This window comes from Sorangium sp. So ce1014 (assembly GCF_051521505.1).
GTDB lineage: Bacteria > Myxococcota_A > Polyangia > Polyangiales > Polyangiaceae > Sorangium.
In genome coordinates this window covers 9232736-9250572 of sequence record NZ_CP150356.1, presented here as the reverse complement: position 1 = coordinate 9250572, position 17837 = coordinate 9232736, and the positions used below count along the sequence as shown (strand labels likewise).

Annotated in this window: 15 protein-coding genes; 12 read left to right on the top strand and 3 right to left on the bottom strand. The window is 71.3% G+C overall.

Translation table 11 applies throughout. The annotated features are described in order from the left end of the window. Positions 1-133 precede the first annotated feature (133 nt). From WME75_RS35025 to WME75_RS34995, 7 genes are all read left to right on the top strand, one after another. Complete coding sequence (locus WME75_RS35025; protein WP_437480079.1) at positions 134-1363, top strand: efflux RND transporter periplasmic adaptor subunit; 1230 nt, start codon at positions 134-136, stop codon at positions 1361-1363. Beyond that, positions 1360-2058, top strand: coding sequence for an ABC transporter ATP-binding protein (locus WME75_RS35020; RefSeq protein ID WP_437480076.1), 699 nt, complete (start codon positions 1360-1362; stop codon positions 2056-2058). Before WME75_RS35025 ends, WME75_RS35020 begins: the two co-directional genes overlap by 4 nt. Beyond that, a complete protein-coding gene (locus WME75_RS35015) occupies positions 2055-3221 on the top strand; it encodes an ABC transporter permease (protein ID WP_437480074.1) in 1167 nt (388 codons plus the stop codon). Before WME75_RS35020 ends, WME75_RS35015 begins: the two co-directional genes overlap by 4 nt. Before the next feature lie 54 nt (positions 3222-3275). After that, a complete protein-coding gene (locus tag WME75_RS35010; RefSeq protein WP_437480071.1) occupies positions 3276-4442 on the top strand; it encodes an ABC transporter permease in 1167 nt (388 codons plus the stop codon). Positions 4443-4523: 81 nt separating this feature from the next. Next, on the top strand, positions 4524-5411 hold the full coding sequence (locus WME75_RS35005) for a putative glycoside hydrolase (RefSeq protein ID WP_437480068.1): 888 nt from the start codon (positions 4524-4526) through the stop codon (positions 5409-5411). An 86-nt stretch (positions 5412-5497) separates the two neighbouring features. Beyond that, positions 5498-5941 carry a helix-turn-helix transcriptional regulator gene (locus WME75_RS35000; protein ID WP_437480066.1) on the top strand — a complete coding sequence of 148 codons (444 nt, stop codon included), beginning with the start codon at positions 5498-5500 and terminating at the stop codon, positions 5939-5941. A gap of 54 nt (positions 5942-5995) precedes the next feature. After that, a complete protein-coding gene (locus tag WME75_RS34995) occupies positions 5996-6382 on the top strand; it encodes a VOC family protein (RefSeq protein WP_437480063.1) in 387 nt (128 codons plus the stop codon). Between the two features lie 37 nt (positions 6383-6419). Here WME75_RS34995 and WME75_RS34990 read toward each other — a convergent pair whose 3' ends face one another. Beyond that, positions 6420-7301: an NAD-dependent epimerase/dehydratase family protein gene (locus tag WME75_RS34990; RefSeq protein ID WP_437480061.1), complete on the bottom strand. Its 882-nt coding sequence runs from the start codon at positions 7299-7301 to the stop codon at positions 6420-6422. A gap of 92 nt (positions 7302-7393) precedes the next feature. Here WME75_RS34990 and WME75_RS34985 point away from each other — a divergent pair, with 92 nt between their 5' ends. Beyond that, a complete protein-coding gene (locus WME75_RS34985) occupies positions 7394-8326 on the top strand; it encodes an AraC family transcriptional regulator (protein ID WP_437480058.1) in 933 nt (310 codons plus the stop codon). Positions 8327-8405: 79 nt separating this feature from the next. Here WME75_RS34985 and WME75_RS34980 read toward each other — a convergent pair whose 3' ends face one another. Beyond that, positions 8406-9284, bottom strand: coding sequence for a hypothetical protein (locus WME75_RS34980; protein WP_437480056.1), 879 nt, complete (start codon positions 9282-9284; stop codon positions 8406-8408). Positions 9285-9771: 487 nt separating this feature from the next. Here WME75_RS34980 and WME75_RS34975 point away from each other — a divergent pair, with 487 nt between their 5' ends. Next, positions 9772-11793 (top strand): ATP-binding protein, encoded by a 2022-nt coding sequence (locus WME75_RS34975; RefSeq protein WP_437480053.1) that lies wholly within the window; start codon positions 9772-9774, stop codon positions 11791-11793. On the opposite strand, the gene WME75_RS34970 is transcribed toward WME75_RS34975, so the two are convergent. After that, positions 11765-12406 carry a TetR/AcrR family transcriptional regulator gene (locus tag WME75_RS34970; RefSeq protein WP_437480051.1) on the bottom strand — a complete coding sequence of 214 codons (642 nt, stop codon included), beginning with the start codon at positions 12404-12406 and terminating at the stop codon, positions 11765-11767. The two genes, WME75_RS34975 and WME75_RS34970, sit on opposite strands and share 29 nt — an antisense overlap. A gap of 100 nt (positions 12407-12506) precedes the next feature. Here WME75_RS34970 and WME75_RS34965 point away from each other — a divergent pair, with 100 nt between their 5' ends. The 3 genes from WME75_RS34965 to WME75_RS34955 all read left to right on the top strand — a co-directional run bounded on the left by WME75_RS34965 (position 12507) and on the right by WME75_RS34955 (position 17811). Continuing rightward, a complete protein-coding gene (locus tag WME75_RS34965) occupies positions 12507-13859 on the top strand; it encodes an alpha/beta hydrolase family protein (RefSeq protein ID WP_437480048.1) in 1353 nt (450 codons plus the stop codon). Next, positions 13856-14890, top strand: coding sequence for a DUF6268 family outer membrane beta-barrel protein (locus WME75_RS34960; RefSeq protein ID WP_437480045.1), 1035 nt, complete (start codon positions 13856-13858; stop codon positions 14888-14890). Before WME75_RS34965 ends, WME75_RS34960 begins: the two co-directional genes overlap by 4 nt. Before the next feature lie 83 nt (positions 14891-14973). Next, positions 14974-17811 carry a serine/threonine-protein kinase gene (locus WME75_RS34955; protein ID WP_437480042.1) on the top strand — a complete coding sequence of 946 codons (2838 nt, stop codon included), beginning with the start codon at positions 14974-14976 and terminating at the stop codon, positions 17809-17811. The last annotated feature ends 26 nt before the right edge of the window (positions 17812-17837 follow it).

Below are 17837 nucleotides of genomic sequence, written 5' to 3'. Positions count from 1 at the left end.
GCTGTGCGTGCGGCAAGCGCCGCCCGAGGCGCGGCGCGGCCGTACCGGCGCGTTTCAGGGGCGGTTAGCGCCGCGCGTCAGGAATTCACGCTAGAATATAAACGCCCCGACCGAAGCGTGTTAAGCAGGCGCCGTGTCCGACCAGCTCAGCTCGGATCTCGCCTCGCTGCGGATCCAGCGGGACGTCGATCCCGATCGGCGGAGCCCGCTCCGCACCGCCCTCATCGCCGTGGTCGCGCTCGCGGCGGTCGCCGGCGCCGCCGTGCTCGTCGCGCCGAGGGCGCAGAGCGCGATCTTCAAGACCGAGGTCGCCACCACCGAGATCGCGCTTGTCTCGCCAGCGCAGGCGTCGATCTCGGTGACGTCGACCGGGTATGTGGTCCCGCAGGTCGTGTCCCGGGTCGGGGCCAAGCTCCCGGGCCGCATCGCCCGGGTGTACGTGAAGGAAGGTGACGTGGTGAAGGCGGGCGACCCGCTCGTGGACCTCGACGACGCCGACCAGAAGAGCCTCGTCGCCGCGGCCCACGCCAAGGTCGCCGCGGCGCGGGCGCGCGCCGTCGCCTCCCGGGCGAGCATCGTCGAGGTGGAGCAGCAGGTCGCGCGGGAGCGGGCGCTCGTCGAGCGCCAGGTGACCGGCCGCGCCGCGATGGAGGACCTGACCGCGCGCGCGCACTCCCTCACGCAGTCGGCCGCGGCCGCCGAGGCCGAGGTCAAGGCCGCGGCAGCCGACGTCGAGAGCCTCCGGATCACGCTGGCCGACAGGAAGATCGTCGCGCCGATCAACGGCACGATCATGTCGAAGCCGCCGGAGATCGGGGAGGTCGTCGGCCTCGAGCTGCCGCACCTCGTCGAGATCGCCGATTTCACGTCGCTCGTCGTCGAGACCGATGTCCCGGAGACACGCCTCCACCTCATCGAGCCCGGCAAGCCGTGCGAGGTCGTCCTCGACGCCTATCCCTCGAAGCGCCACCGGTGCACGACGGTCGAGATCGGCAAGCGGGTGAACCGCGCCAAGGCGACCATCCCGGTCAAGGTGAAGTTCGTCGGAGAGGCGAAGGAGGCGCTGCCAGAGATGAGCGCGCGGGTGAGCTTCCTCGCCGAGGCGCTGTCCGAAGAAGCCATGAAAGAGCCGCCGAAGCGGGTCGTCCCGGAGGCCGCGGTGGTCGAGCGGGCCGGCGCCAAGGTGGTGTTCGTCGTCGACCAGGGCGCGGTGAAAATGGTGCCGATCAAGGTGGGCGGGCCGGCGCCGGGCGGGCTGGAGCTGCTCGACGGCCCGGCCCCCGGGACGCGCCTCGTGGTCAAGCCGTCGGCCGACCTCGAGGATGGCCAGAAGATCAAGGAGAAGGGAAAGGGGAGCGAATGACCGACGGGTATCGCGACGCAAAGCCGAAGGCCATTGTCGAGCTGCAGGGGGTCGGCAAGACCTATTTCCGCGACAAGGAGCCGATCGTGGTGCTCGATGACATCACGCTCGATGTCCCGGAGGGGTCGTACGAGGCGCTGATGGGGCCCTCGGGCTCGGGCAAGTCGACGCTCCTGAACCTCATCGCCGGGCTCGACCGCCCCACGCGCGGCACCGCGCGCGTGGCGGGGCAGGACCTCACGCGGATGAGCGACGGCGAGCTGGCGCGCTTCCGGTCGAAGACCATGGGCTTCATCTTCCAGGCCTACAACCTGATGCCCGTCCTCACCGCCGCCGAGAACGTCGAGCTGCCGCTCCTGCTCACGAGCCTCTCGGCCTCCGAGCGGCGGAAGCGCGCGCAGACGGCGCTGCGCGTGGTCGGGCTCGAGGAGCGGATGGGCCATTATCCGCGGCAGCTCTCCGGCGGCCAGGAGCAGCGGGTGGCGATCGCGCGGGCGATCGTGAACGACCCGACGATCATCGTGGCGGACGAGCCGACCGGCGATCTCGATCGCAAGAGCGCCGATGAGATCCTGACGCTCCTGGAGAAGCTCAACAAGGAGTTCAGGAAGACCATCCTGATGGTCACGCACGATCCTCAGGCCGCCGAGCGCGCGACGGTGACGCGCCGGCTCGACAAGGGGAACCTGTCATGAACCTCGTCTCCGTCGCCGCCAGGAACGTCCTCCGGAACAAGTTCAGGACGCTGCTGACCGTGATCGGCGCGGCGGTGGCGGTGCTCGCGTTCGTGCTCCTCCGGACGGTGCTGTCGGCGTGGAACGTCGCCGCCGACCACGCCGCGAAGGACCGGATCGCGACGAGGCACAAGATCTCGTTCATCTTGCCCTTGCCGAAGCGTTACATGACCACGCTCCGCGAGGTCCCCGGCGTGACCGAGGGGACGTTCATGAGCTGGTTCGGCGGCAAGGACCCGCGCGACGCCAGCAATTTCTTCGCCTCGATGGGGGTCGAATCGGCGACCTTCTTCAAGGTCTACGACGAGATTGTCGTCCCGCCCGAGGACATGGAGCGGTGGCAGGGCGACCGCAAGGGCGCCATCGTGGGCGACGTCCTCGCGACGCGGCTCAAGGTGAAGGTGGGCGACACGGTGACGCTGGAGGGGTCGATCTACCCCGGTCCGTGGCAGTTCAACGTCTCGGGGATCTACACGGCGTCGCGCAAGTCGATGGACAGGTCGCAGTTCATTTTCCATTACGACTACCTGAACGAGTCGATCCCCGAGCGGGACCGCGACCAGATCGGCTGGATGGCCGCCCGGATCGACGATCCCTCGCGGAGCGCCGAGATCAGCGCCGCCATCGACAAGATCTTCGACGAGAAGGACATCCAGACGGCGACGATGAGCGAGCGGGCGATGAACCTGTCGTTCATGGCGATGATGTCGGCCGTGCTGACGGCGCTCAACGCCGTGTCCATCATCATCCTCCTCATCATGATGATGATCCTCGGCAACACCATCGCGATGGGCGTCCGGGAGCGGTCGCGGGAGTACGGCGTGCTGCGCGCGCTCGGGTTCGAGCCGAAGCACGTGAGGATCTTCATCATCGGGGAGGCGGCGACCGTCGGGCTGCTCGCGGGGCTCGCCGGGCTCGCGATCGCCTATCCGATCATCGAGCTCGGGATGGGCCGGTGGCTGGAGGAGAACATGGGCGGCATGTTCCCTTACTTCCGGATCGAGCCCTCGACGATGGTGCTGGCGGTGCTGCTCTCGATGGGGCTGTCGCTGCTCGCGTCGCTCCTCCCGGCGTACAACGCCTCGAAGCTCTCGGTCACCGACGCGCTCCGGCGCGTGGCCTGAGCGAACCGACGTCGCAGCCTGTCCACGACCCCCTGAAAGCGGGAGAGAGCGCTCATGATCCCCGTCGCCTACAACGTTCGAAATCTGGTGGTGCGCAAGACGACGACCGTCGCGACGGCGGCCGGGCTCGGCCTCGTGGTGTTCGTGTTCGCCTCGGTGTTGATGCTCGCGAACAGCGTGGAGCGGACCCTCGGGCGCACCGCGCAGAGCGACGTCGCGCTCGTGATCCGGAAGGGATCGGACGCCGAGATGGCGAGCAGCGTCGAGGAGCAGCAGATCGGCTTGATCCTCGCGAGCGCCGAGGTGGCGAAGCGGCAGGACGGCAAGCCGGACGGGGTGGGGGAGGTCGTGGCGGTCATCCTCCTCGACAAGCTCGGCACGGAGGGCGTCTCGAACGTCCAGGTGCGCGGCGTGACCGATGACGTGCTCGCGTTCCGCTCGCACGTGAAGATCGTCGATGGCCGGCCGGCGCAGCCGGGCACGGACGAGGTGATCGTGGGGCAGGCGATCTACGGCCGCTTCAAGGGTCTGTCGATGGGCGAGTCGTTCGAGCTCCGCAAGAACCGGCCGGTGAAGGTGGTCGGCGTGTTCTCCGACGGCGGCTCCTCGTCGGACTCCGAGGTCTGGGCCGATCTGCACACGGCGCGCTCGGCGTTCGGCCGGGAAGGGAGCGTGTCGTCGGTGCGCGCGCGGCTCGCCTCGGACAGCAAGTTCGACGCGTTCGAGGCGTCGATCGAGCAGGACCGGAACCTCGGGCTCGAGGTGATGCGCGAGAGCGACTATTACGAGAAGCAGTCCGAGGGCACGAGCATGTTCATCAAGGGGATGGGCGTGCTCATCGCCGTGTTCTTCTCGATCGGCGCGATGATCGGCGCGATGATCACGATGCACGCGTCGATCGCCAACCGGCAGCGCGAGATAGGCACGCTGCGGGCGCTCGGCTTCTCCCGGATGAGCATCCTCACGTCGTTCCTGATCGAGTCGATCCTCCTCGCGATGGTGGGCGGGGCGCTCGGCGTGCTCGCCGCGCTCGGGATGCGGTTCGTGCGCTTCTCGATCATCAATTTCGCGAGCTTCTCGGAGATCGTGTTCACGTTCGAGCCGACGCCGGGGATCCTGATCGGGTCGGTGCTCGTCGCGGTGGTGATGGGCGTGCTCGGGGGCTTCTTCCCGGCCCTGCGCGCGGCGCGGATCAGCCCGATCCAGGCGATGCGGGGGTAGCTCGGGCGGGACCCGGGCGCCGGGGGTCGAGCACCTGGGCATGGCCCGCGGCGTGCTCTACGTTCGCCCGGGGGGAACGGCATGCCCACGGTCACCAAGGCGATTTACGTGAACTTCGCGGCTGGGAGGAGCGCGGACCGGATGGAGCGGCTCTCTTCCCTGGTCCAGCGGACGGAGCTGAACTCCCTGGTCATCGATGTCCGGTCGAACGGAGGAGCGCTCCTCCTGGAGAGCGACGAGGCCACGAGGGCCCGGCTGGAGGCCCTTCGTCACGCCGGCATTTACCTCATCGCCCGGCTCGTCGCGTTCAAGGGCGGTCCACGCGGCTGGTACGATCCCGGCTCGGAGGAGCGATGGCGCGAGATCGCGGAGATCTCGCTCCGGGCGTTCGACGCGGGCTTCGACGAGGTGAACTACGATTACGTGCGCTATGGCGCGGCGCGCGAGCCGCGGTCGCGGACTCCGATCCACGAGAGGACGCCGACGATCCGCGCGTTCTTCGAGTTCCTTCGCGCGGAGGTCGGCGACGCGGCGTCCCGCCCGATCTCGGCGGACCTGTTCGGGATCACGCTCCTCGGGCCGCAGGACGGCATCGGACAGCGGCTCGAGGATGCGGTGGAGCTCTTCGATTACGTGATGCCGATGCCGTACCCATCGCACTGGGGCCCCGGCAGCTTCGGGCTCGCGAACCCTGCCCATCACCCGTACGAGACCCTCCACGCGTCGCTCTCCGCCGGCTGGCGCCGGGTCGCCGATCTGCCGGGGCGGATCGCGCAGCTGCGCAGCTGGGTGCAGGCCTTCGATCTGGACAGCTCGCGTCCGATGCGGCGGTACAAGTACACCCCGTGGCACATCCGGCAGCAGATCCGGGCGATCGACGACGCCGGCTGCGCCGGCTACGCGGCGTGGAACCCCCGCTGCGACTACGAGGAGAGCGCGTTCCTCCCGGCGCGACCCGACCTGGGTTGAGGTGAGCCCGCCTGTTGCGGCTGGACGAGGGCGGCTGAAGGGTCGCTTGTGCCCGCCGCTGATGCAGCCTATCGTGGGCGTGGACGATGCTGCTGGGACACGACGCGCTGAGGAACCTCTGCCGGGCGCGCGACCTGCTCTCCGAGGTGCACGACGCGAAGCTGTCGATCGAGGACGTGGCGCGGGAGGTGGCGATCTCTCCTTATCACTTCATCCGGCAGTTCGAGGCGGTGTTCGGCGTGACACCGCACCAGTATCGCATCCGGCAGCGCCTTGACCTGGCCAAGCAGCTCCTGGCGGCCGGGCGGCACTCGGTGACCGGCGTGTGCATGGAGGTGGGATTCTCCAGCCTCGGCAGCTTCAGCGCTCTGTTCGCGCAGCGGATCGGCGTGCCGCCTTCGGCCTACGGGCGGCGGCTGCGCGCGAGGGTCCAGGTGCCGGGCACCCTCCCGTGGGAGCTCGTCCCGGGGTGTCTCAGCCTGATGGGACGGCTGCCGCCGGACGCCTTTCGCAGTTTTCGAGAAGCGTGAGCCGGGCGGCCCTGGCAGAGTCGGCCCAGACCCATCCGCTCAGCGAGGAGAACGATGAAGATCAAGCTCAACAGCATCATGGTCGAGGACCAGGACCGAGCGCTGAAGTTCTACACGGAGGTGCTCGGCTTCAAGAAGAAGCACGACGTTCCCGTCGGCGAGTACCGGTGGATCACCGTTGTATCGCCGGAGGGGCCCGACGACGTCGAGCTCGTGCTGGAGCCGAACGCCAACCCGGCGGCGAAGACGTTCCAGCAGGCGATGTTCGCGCAGGGCATCCCGCTCACCGCGTTCGAGGTGACGGACCTCCGGGCCGAGTTCGCGCGCCTCAAGGAGCGCCAGGTCGCGTTCACCCAGGAGCCCACCCCGATGGGCCCGGTCATGATGGCTGTGCTCTCGGACACCTGCGGGAACCTGATCCAGCTTTACCAGCCGCTGTAGTGGCTGGCGCCCAGGCGCCGCTTGCCTGGAGCGCGGTTCATGGGGGTCCGTATCCCTGCGAGGGGTTGCGCAGCGCCCCGCAGATCCCTCCGAGCGCCTCTCCCACCCTCGGCGTCCAGCCGAGGCCGCGCAACCTTGTCGCGTCGAGGGCGGCATCCCTGGCCAGGAAGCTCGCCAGGGGGCCGTGCGCGGCCTGGGCCTCGGCGAGGCTCCACGAGCGCACGGGCACCCCGGCGACCTCGCCGACCGCCGAGAAGAGGGTCGCCATGGGCTCAGGCGACGCGTCGGCGGCGTGGAACACGCCCGTCGCGTCCGACTCCAGCAGCATCGCGTAGGCCACCGCCAGATCCCGCACGTGGACGGTGGACCAGCGGTTTGCGCCGTCGTCGATGTAGCGCGCCACCCCCGCCGCGCGGGCGGTTTGCACCATGTGCGCCACCGGACCTGCGCCGTCGCCGTAGACCATGGGCGGCCGCACGACCACACCCCGGGCGCCCTTCGCGCCGAGCACGCGCGACTCGGCCGCCACGAGCCACTCGAGCGGCCCACCGGGGTTGACCGTCTCGTCCTCCGACACGGGCACCCGCGACGACCGGGCCCTCGGCGCCCCGGTGGTCGTGATGAAGACGCCGCCGCGCATGGCCGAGAGCATCGCGGTGACCGCCGCCGCGTCCGTGGCCGCGCGATCCTCTCCCATCGTGGCCGCGGTGTGCACCACGCCGTCGCCGGCCGCCGCCTCGCGCGCAAGCACCTCCGGCTGATAGAGATCGCCCCGGATCGGCGCCGCTCCGCAGGCGCGCACCCTCGCTTCCGACGCGTCGCTGCGCGCGAGCCCGCGCACGCGGTGGCCGCGCGTGACCAGGGCGCGCGCGACCGCCGCGCCGATGAATCCGCTCGCACCGGTGATGAAGATGTCCATGTCTGGCTCCTTGTGGGTTGGTGGTCGGAGCCTGGCGGACGCCGGACCGGTCCTCCATGTGATAGCGTCCACCTCCCTTTTGCGATCGTCCAATGCCCGATGTCCTCACCTCGCTGCTCCGCCACGTGCGCATCGAGACCAGCCTCTTCGGCCATATCGAGCTCGGCGCCCCCTGGGGGGCCCGCGTCGGCCCGCGAGAGGTCGTCTTGCTGCACCACGTCCTCGAAGGCGAGATGTGGCTGGAGCTCGATGGCCGGGAGATTCATGTGGATCGGGGAGACCTGCTGCTCTTGCCGCACGGCGCTCCCCACTGCCTCCGGCACCGACCCGGGGCGCCGGTCGCAGACGAAGGACGCTGGCCCTCGCCTCCTGCGCCGGGGGTACAGGCGGTGCAACACCGGCTGGGCGGTGACGGCCCGAGGACGGTGGTGCTCTGCGCCGCCATGAGCCTCGCCGGCGCCGGACGGTCGCTGCTGCTCCGCGCGCTGCCCTCGGTGGTGCTCCTCGACGGCGGCGCGGGCGAGCCGGTGCCCGGCCTCGGCCGGCTCCTGGACGGCATCCGCGACGAGGTGCGCAGCCGGCGGCCGGGCGCGCCGGTCATGGCCGCTCGTTTTGCGGAGCTGCTCCTGCTGCAGGCGATCCGCGCGGAGCTCGAGCGGCCCGCGCCTCCTGGCTCCTTTCGCGCCGCCCTCGCCGACGAGCGCGTCGCCCGCGCCCTCGACGCGCTCTACCAGGCCCCGGAGCGCACATGGACCGTGGCCTCTCTCGCGCGGCAAGCAGGCATGAGCCGCTCGGGCTTCGCTCACGCCTTTCGCGAGCAGGTGGGGGAGAGTCCTCTCCGGCACCTGATGCGCTGGCGCATGGAGCTGGCGAAGGAGAAGCTGCGAGAGCGCCCCGAGCTCGCCCTCGCCGAGCTGGCGTCGTCGGTGGGCTACCAGGACCAGGCCGCCTTCAGCGTGGCGTTTCGCCGGGAAGTCGGGGTCCCGCCGGGCGCCTACCGCTCACCGCATCGGCGGATCTCGTGACGGCGTTGTTTTGATCTGCTCGACGAGACCCTCGAGGAGGTCATCCGCCCCGGGCTCCGCCGCTACTTCGATTGCTGACCTACCCCTCCGTGAGATCGCACGCCCCGCGGTTCGGAGCTTCCAGGCGGGCCGGCACCAGGATCCGGACCGGGGGCGGCGCGCTCATGGCAGCTCCCGGCCCGGGCGCGAGCGTGAGGCGCAGCTCTCCGCCCGCCGGCATCGACCGGAGAGCGATGTATACGCCGCCGCCGCGAGCCGCCTTGATGGCGCCCAGCAAGACGCGAAAGAGCGCGCGCGTGAGGGTGTGAGGGGCGGCCTCGACCACGACGGGCTCGACCTCCTCGAACGTTGTCGTGACGTCGCAGACCGCCGACTCGACTTCGAGCAGCTCCGCGATGTCTCGCACCAGCGCGTCGAGCACGACCGGGCGCGGCGCGAGGGGCTCGTCCAGCGCGAGCGCTCGCCACAGCGCAGCGCGGCGCCGGAAACGGCGCACCAGGGTGGCCGCGAGCTGGAGCAGATCGCGCGTCTGGGTGAACAGGTTCGTGGCGAGATGCTCCGCGGCGATCTCGATCCTGAGGCGCGCCGCCGCCTGCACCTGGAAGATGTCGTGGAGCAGCCGCTGCAGCTCCTCCGTGGGCACGTCCCGCGCGGCGAGCACACGCTCCATGTCCCGCTCCAGCCGCCCGGCCAGAAGATCCATCTCGATGCCGTGCGCGGCGCAGAGCATGATCTCGTGGAGCCGCCTGCCGACCTCCGGCCTCCTGACCGAGACGCTGAGCACGCCGGACACGGCCCCTCCCTCCCGGAGCGGGATTCCATGGCACGCATGATCTTGGAATTCTTGAATGAAATGCTCCGGACCCACGATCTCGGTATAGCCGCCTTCGGCGAGCGCGGTGCCGACGCCGTTCGCGCCCGAGGTGCTCTCCTCGAGCAGCGCACCGGGGCCGGGCACGCGATCGAGACCGTGGACGCTCTGCTCGTCACCGCGGACATCCAGGACAATCGCTCGCGCGTCTCCCAGAACGACCGCGTGGCGCTCGCCGCCCGAGGCTCGGCTGAGCGCGCAGAGGTAAGGCTCGGCAGCGTGAAGGAGCCCTCGGTGCCGCTCGCGCAGGCGTTCGGTATCGAGCGAGCTCAGGCCGTCGGCGCGAGGACGGTTCGGGTTGGCTCCTCCCTCATGCGAGCGCACCCAGGCCCGAAGCACATGAGGACGCAGCTGGTCCGCATCAAGGGCGCCGATCGAGCGGTAGAGACGTCCCGCCTCGAGCGCTGATTCCAACCACGCTACCATGAGCCAGCCCCCGTCGTTCGAGCGCGCGGTTGCGCTCGCCCTCTTCTGCGGACCTGCATGGATTGTACCCTGTAGGGTCCCACAAGGGGGCAGTCGTGAGGGATGGAACTAGTCAATTCTCTCCCCTCTCAGGAAGATCGCGGACAGAATGCAGGTACCCACCGTCCTGATCGTGGATCAACGTGATGCACAACGCGAGGCGATCCGCGGTACGCTCGAGGTCGCAGGGCTGCGGGTCAAGCTGGCGGCGACGATCGCGGAGGGCCTCGAAAGAGCCCTTGAACAGCCAGATCTGGTGTTGCTCAGCCTCGATCTTCCGGAGAGCGAGCGGTGTGATCTCTGCCACCGCCTCCAGGTGTCGCCGGACACCGCGGCCCTCCCGGTGCTGCATGCCACGCAGTCCCCTGCGGCCGCCGGTCAGCCCCCGACGTTCGCGACGTTCAATTGCTGCCGTGCCAGCTCGCGTGCATGGCCGCCCGAGAGCCTGCTCCTGATGACGGCCGTGCGCGCGCTGCTCGAGGTGCACGCGGCGAAGGCCGAGAGCGCCGAGAGCGAAGAGCGGTTCCGCGCGACCTTCGACCAGGCGGCGGTGGGGATGGCCCATGTCTCGTTGGATGACCGCCTGCTCCGTGTGAACCCGAAGCTCTGTGAGCTGCTCGGGTACACCCGCGAGGAGCTGATGGCGCTCCGCGCCCGGGACCTCCGGCACCCGGAGCACGCAGAGGGAGCGCTCCGGCAAGTCCACGCGCTGGGCGATGGGGTGATCCGCTCCTCCACCACCGAGGAGCGCTGCCTGCGGCGGGACGGCTCGATGCTCTGGGTCGCGGTCACGCGCGCGCTCGCTCGCGACCGCGCGGGGGCGCCGCTGTACATCGTCGAGGTCGTGAACGAGATCGTGCGCCCCAAGCCGACCGAGGAGGCGCGGGAGCGGGCGCTCGCCTGCGAGCGCGTCGCGCGCATCCGGATCGAGCTGGCGGAGGCGCGCCTCGTGCGCCTCCAGACGTTCACGTCGGCGCTCTCGTGTGCGGTGACGCCGGCGCAGGTGGCCGAGGTGGTCCTCACGCTGGGGCTCGCCGCGCTCTACGCCGACGCAGGGTACGTCGCGCTCCGCGCGGAGGAGGGCATGCTCGATGTCCTCCTCGCGCCCGGGTACCCACAGGAGATCATCGAGCGTCTCCGCCGCATCCCCCTGTCCACGCGTCTACCAGCCACCGACTGCATCCGTACGGGCCAGCTGCTGGTCTTCGAGTCGCCCGAGGCGTATCGGGCTGCCTATCCCGACGCGCCGATAGGGGATTGGGCGAAGACCCGGATCTGCGTCCCGTTGACGCTGGGCGACCGGACACTCGGCGTGCTCGGGGTCACCTACCTCGACGCCTGGCGGATCGGCGAGGACGACCGGCGCTTCATGAGCACGCTCGCCCAGCAGTGCGCGCAGGCCCTGGAGCGCGCGCGCCTCTATGAAGCCGAGCTGCGGGCGCGGCGGCTGCGCGAGGAGGCGCTGGCCATCGCGGCGCACGACCTCCGGAACCCGCTGTCGTCGATCCTGCTGGCGGCGTCCCTGCTCGAGCGGTCCGCCGCGGCGGACGCGGCGGGACAGCCGATCCGCGATCGCGCGCAGCGGATCAAGCGCGCCGCGGAGCGCACGATCGAGATGCTCCGCGAGCTCCTCGACGCCGCGACCATCGAGGCGAAGAGCCTGAAGCTGGACATGCAGCCGTGCGAGGTGGGCTCGCTCGTCAACGAGGTCATCGAGATGCTCTCGCCGATCGCCGAACAGAAGCAGATCCGGCTCCGCGCCCTCTTGCCGGGGAGCACCTTGCAGCTCACCTGCGACCGTGGTCGCCTGCTCCAGGTGCTGTCGAACCTCGCGGGCAACGCCCTGAGGTTCACCCGTGAAGGGGGCGAGATCACGATCGGCGCGGAGCTCCAGGGCCCCCATGTCCGCTTGTCCGTCAGCGACAGGGGCGCGGGGATCGAGCCCAAGGACCTGCCGCGCCTGTTCGATCGCTACTGGCAGGCGCGGGCGACGCGCTGCGCGGGCGCGGGGCTCGGGTTATACATCGTCAAGGGCATCGTCGAGGCGCACGGGGGGCAGATCTCGGTCGACAGCACGCTCGGGGTGGGGACGACGTTCTCCTTCACGATCCCGGTCGCGAGCGAACCTTGATCCTCTCCGCCTCCGCGGGCGCCAGGGTCTGCCGCACCAGCTCTCGCACGTAGACGAGGCGGTCGGCCGGCGTGCCGAGCGCGCTCAGCCCCTCGTAGAGCCCGGCGAAGAACGCCGGAAAGAAGACCGCCGAGAGCGCGGCCACCACGCGATGCGCGGCCGCTCGCTCATCGAGCCCGGGCACCGCCGCCCGGACGAGATCGCGCAGGCGCAGGATCACGGGCGCGAAGAGCGTCGGGAAAGGACCGCTGTAGTCGTCGACCTGAAACGCGTCGTGCAGGTGGGCCCTGCTCAGGTTCGGGTAGCGCAGGCAGCCCTCGAGGTAGTAGCCGAGCAGCTCGCCGAGCGCCGCCGTCGGATCGTCGGGAATCCGGGCGAGGAGCTCCTCGCCGTCCTCGAGCATGTGGCGAATCGACCCCTCGAGCGCCGCCGCGAGCAGCGCCTCCTTCGAACGGAAATAGTAGTTCACCGCGGCGATGTTCACGCCGGCCGCGGCCGCGATCTTCCGCACCGTCGCCTGCCCGACGCCGTGCTGCTCGATCTGCTCGATCGCGGCGACGATGAGCCTCTGGCGCGGATCGTCCGCGTGGGCGGGGCGGTCTCGATCGTTCATACGATTGTTTGAAACGCACCTTGACGACCCGGCTCGCAGGCGTCAACAAGTAAAACATATGTTTCAATCATCTGTTTTACCAGGCGCTGGAGGTGCACCGATGGTCGATCGGCGGAGGTTTCTCACCCACACGGCGGTCGCGGGCGGCGCGGCCGCGCTCGGCTACGCGTCGGGCCGCCGTGGGCTCGACAAGGAGGTCGCGTCCGCGCGGTTCCACGGCGACGACGTGCTCGGGCAGGGCCAGGCGGCGGGCGTCTGGCACCGCTACAAGTTCATCGGCCAGCCGGTGATGGACGCGCAGATCGTGTTCTGGCTCGGCCTCTCGTCGATGGGCCTGACCGACGTCGGCGAGGTGCTCGACACCGCGACGCGCATCCGCCCGGGCGAGGAGCGCTCGTGGTTCGAGCAGTGGCTGGCCACCGCGAAGCGCGTGCAGGGCTACGGCGAGGAGGCGGAGGCCCGCGGCCATACGCGGAGCGCCGCGTCGCACTTCCTCCGCGCGGGCGCGTACTACCGGGCGGGGCTGATGCGCTATGCGGATCGCGCCGATCCTCGCCTCGTCGAGGCGACCGTCGCGGGGCTCGACCTGCACGGGCGGGCGCTCCGCATGCGGGGCTACGACTCGAGGCAAGTCGACATCCCCTACGAGAGCGGAGTGCTCCACGGGCGAGTCCACTACGCGCCCGGGGTCGCGCGCGCGCCCACGATCGTGCTGCAGCAGGGCCTCCACGCATGGCCCGAGGATACGATGTGGGTCGTCGACGGCGCGCTCCAGCGGGGCTACCACGTGCTCTCGTTCCACGGCCCGGGCCAGGGCGCCTCGCTGCGCCTCCACGGGCACCCGTTCCGGCCCGACTGGGAGGTCCCCGTGGGCCGCGTGCTCGACTTCGCCGAGCGCGACGAGCGGCTCGACGCCGGCCGGTTCGTGCTGATGGGCCTCTCGTTCGGCGGCTACCTCGCGCCCCGAGCGGCCTCGCGCGAGCGCCGCCTGCGCGCCCTCGTCGCCAACCCGGGCGTCGTCAGCTGGCGCGACGCGATGCTGCGCCACTTCGCCTCGATGCCCGGTCTGCTCGAGCTGCACAGGCGCGGGCCCGCGGCCTTCGACCGCGCCATCGACGCCGCGTCGGTCGTGCTGCCCGACGCCCGCTGGTACTTCGACGACGTGACCTGGAAGCACGGTGTCTCGACGCCGCACGAGGTGATCGACGAGCTCGGCAAGTACGACAACAGCGACGGCGTCGCGGACATCCGCTGCGAGACGCTGGTCATGGAGGGCAGCGCCGAGGACGCGTCGCCGGGCGAGTCGGAGCGCCTCTACGGCGCGCTCCGGTGCCCGAAGCACATGATGGTGTTCGACGCGAGCACGGCGTCGCAGGTGCATTGCCAGGGCGGCAACCAGCTCCTGGCCCAGGCGCGGCTCTTCGACTGGCTCGACGAGCGGGTGGCGCGATGAGGCCCGCCGATCGTGCCGCCGCGCGCTCCGCGGAGAGGCGAGGAGGGGCCCGCTCCCGACGCAGCGCGCGGACCTCGCGGCTCCTCGCCCTCGCGGCGCTCCTCTGGGTCGTCGCGCCGGGCGCGGCGTGGGGCCAGTTCCCCGACCTCGTGGACCTGAGCGCGCAGTACATGCCGGGCACCGCGCTCGAGGATCCGCGCCCCACGCGGGCGCAGGTCACGTCGTACGAGGTGAGCGCCAACGTGCCCATCCCCCTCGGAGAGAAGACGTTCCTGATCCCGGGAGCGGCGTACCACGTCGAGGCGGTCTCCTACGCCGACACCCTGCCCGGCTTCGACTCGCTCCGGGCCTTCCACTCCGTCGATGTCCCCGTGCTGTTCGTCCAGCTCCTCCCCCGCGACTGGTCGCTCGCGCTGCGCGTCGCGCCGGGGCTGGCGGGCGACTTCGAGGGCTTCGACGGCGGGCTCGCCCGCGTCAGCGCGCTCGGGCTCGCGACCCACACGCTCTCGGAGCGGCTCGTCCTCGGGGGCGGAGCGCTCGCGTCGTTCAGCTTCGGCACGTTCCTCCCGCTGCCAGCGGCCTATGTCGACTGGACGCCGACTCCGTACTTCCGTTTCGAGGCCTTCCTTCCCGGCTTCGCGACGGCGAAGCTCCTGTTCTCGGATCGCGTCGAGATCGGCCTGCGCGCGGACGTGGCGGGGAACGCCTACGCGGTGCGTGACGCGCGCGTCGCGGGCGCGTGGCCCTGCGCCGCCCAGCCGGCCGACGACCCGGCGACCGAGCAGGATGAGCGGTCGGCGCGGCCTGAACAGTGCGTCGATCACATCGCCTATTCGGTCGCGACCGCGGGCGTGACCCTCGGCGTGCGAGCCGTCGGGACCGTGTGGCTGACCGCCCAGGCGGGGCACAGCCTGTTCCGTCGCTTCGAGCCGATGAACGCCGACGACGACGGCATCCCCGGAGGTGGGCAGAGCATGCCGGACGTGTTCTTCTTCCGCGCCGGCGCGACGTGGCGTATCCCGAAGAGCTGAGGCGCGTGGGGGCGAGGCGCACACGAGCCGCCCCCGCCGCCGGACCGTTGATGGCGGCTCGACGCCGGTGCATCCTCCGCCTCATGCGCCCGGGAGAGGTCATCGACAGCCGCTTCGAGATCGAGCGCGTCGCGGCCTCCGGCGGGATGGGGACGATCTACCGCGCCGTCGACCGGGCCACCGGGGCGCCGGTCGCGCTGAAGCTCCTCGGCCAGCCCGACCGCAGCGCCTCGCACCGCTTCGAGCACGAGGCCCGGATCCTCGCCGAGCTCGATCACCCGCGGATCGTCCGGCACGTGGCCCACGGCATCACCCCCGACGGGGTGCCCTACCTCGCCATGGAGTGGCTCGACGGAGAGAGCCTCGCGCAGCGCCTCGCCCGCCAGAAGCTCGACCTCGAGGAGAGCCTCGCCCTGCTCCGCGCGACCGCCGAGGCGCTCGGGGCGGCGCACGCGCGGGGCATCGTCCATCGCGACATCAAGCCGGGCAACCTCCTGCTCGTCGGCGGCGAGGTCGCCGGCCTCAAGGTGCTCGACTTCGGCATCGCCCGGATGAAGCGCACCATCGGCGCGCTCACGCGGACCGGCTCGGTGATGGGGACACCGGGCTACATGGCCCCGGAGCAGGCCACCGGCGACCGCGACCGCCTCGACGCGCGGGCCGACATCTTCTCGCTCGGCGCGGTGGTCTTCGAGTGCCTCACCGGCAGGCCGGCGTTCCAGGGTCAGCACGTCATGGCCCTCCTCGCCAAGCTCCTCATGGAGGACCCGCCGCGCGTGCGGCACCTGCGGCCCGACCTGCCGCAGGAGCTCGACGACTTCGTCGCCCGCATGCTCGCGAAGGACCCGGAGCAGCGGCCGCGCGACGGCTCGGCCGTGCTCGAGGCGCTCGAGGCCCTCGAGCGCGATCCGAGCAGCGGCCTGGCCGCGCCGTCGGTGCTGTACGAGGCGATCACGACGGGCGAGCTCCGGCTGCTCTCGATGGTGGCCGCGAAGGAGCTGCACCCGGCCGCCTCCGACGGCTCGGCCAGCACGCTCGTCGTCGCCGCCATGCCGGGAGATCTCACGAGGAAGCTCCACGCGAGCGCGCAGCCGTTCGGGGCGCGGGTGGACGCGCTCGCCGACGGGACGATCGTGCTGTCGATCACCGGCGTGGGCGACGCGGTCGAGCAGGCCGCGCGCGCGGCGCGGTGCGCGCTGACGCTCGGCCAGGTCTTGCCGGACGCCTCGGTCGTGCTCGCGACCGGCCGGGCCGAGCACACGGGCCGCTTGCCGGTCGGGCCCGTCATGGACCGCGCGGCCGCGCTGCTCGCCCTCGCCGAGCGCGAGGCGTGGGCGCGCCCGGAAAAGAGGCCCGATCCGGTGCGGATCGACGACGTGACCCGGGCGCTGCTCGACGCGCGCTTCGAGATCGAGGCGGCGCGGTCCGGCACGTTCTTCCTGCTGCAGGAGCGCGAGGTCGGCCGGTCGGCGCGGACGCTCATCGGAAAGCCGAGCCCCTACGTCGGCCGCGACAGGGAGCTCCGGAACCTGCGTGAGCTCCTGGAAGACAGCTTCGGCGGGCCCGAGCCGCGCGCCATCGTGATCACCGGGCCGCCCGGGATCGGCAAATCCCGCCTGCGCTTCGAGCTCATCGAGGTCCTGCGGGAGCGGCACCCCGACCTCACCATCGCGGTCGGTCGCGGCGACTCGCTGAGCGCCGGGTCGCCGTTCTCGCTCCTCGGCTCCGCGCTCCGGGGCGCGGCCGGGATCACCGGGGGCGAGCCCGCCCCGGCGCAGCGCGAGCGGCTCCTCTCGCTCGTCGCGCGCGCCCCGGCGCTCGGGCCGGGTCAGACGACGCGGATCGCCGCCTTCCTCGGCGAGATCGTCGGCACGCCGTTCCCGAGCGAGGCCGATCCGAGGTTCCAGGAGGCGCGGCGGAGCCCGGCCCTGATGGCCGACCAGATCCCGCTCGCCTACCTCGACTTCATGGAGGCGGCGTGCGCGGCGGGGCCGTACCTGCTCGTGCTCGAGGACATCCAGTGGGGCGACGCGGCGTCGCTCAAGCTCATCGCGCGGGTGCTCCGGGAGCTCCGCGACCGGCCGTTCGCGGTGCTCTACCTGGCGCGCGTCGAGGTGCGCAAGGCCTTCCCCGTCCTCTGGGAGGGCAGCGAGCTCCACGAGATGACGCTCGGCGCGCTGCCGCGCCGCGCCGCCGAGGAGCTCGTGCGGCAGATGCTCGGCGACGGGTTCCCGCCCTCGGAGGTGGCGCGCCTCGTCGAGCGCGCGAGCGGCAACGCCTTCTATCTGGAGGAGCTCATCCGGGCGGTCGCGGAGGGGCGGGCGGACAGGCTGCCGGAGACGATCCTGGGCATGGTCGAGGCGAGGCTCGAGGCGATCCCTCCGGAGGCGAGGCGGCTGCTCCGGGCGGCGAGCGTCTTCGGCGAGACGTTCTGGAAGCAGGGGGCGCTCGCGCTGCTCGGCGACGCCCGCGGCTCGACGCTCGCGGTGGACTGGCTGCCCTGGATGCTCCAGCGCGAGCTCCTCGAGCGGCGCGAGCAGAGCCGCTTCGCGGACCAGGAGGAGTACGCGTTCCGGCACGCGCTCATCCGCGACGGCTGCTACGCGATGCTCCCGGAGCACGATCGCGCGCTCGGCCACAGGCTCGCGGCCGAGTGGCTCCTGCAGGCGGGGGAGCACGACGCGAAGGTGCTCGCCGAGCATTTCGAGCGGGGCGGCGAGTCGCGGCTCGCGGTGGAGTTCTACCTGGACGCGGCCGAGCAGGCGCTCGCCGGGAGCGACTCGGTCGCGGCGAGCGCGCTCGCGGAGCGGGGGCTCGCCCTCGGCGCCGAGCGGGACGTCGAGGCGGCGCTCCGCGGGATCCGGGAGGGGGCGACCGGCCCGCGGAGCCAGGGGGGCGCCGCCCTCTCGTCCAGCTCGTGAGCGCTCAGGGCGGCCGCTTCCGCGGC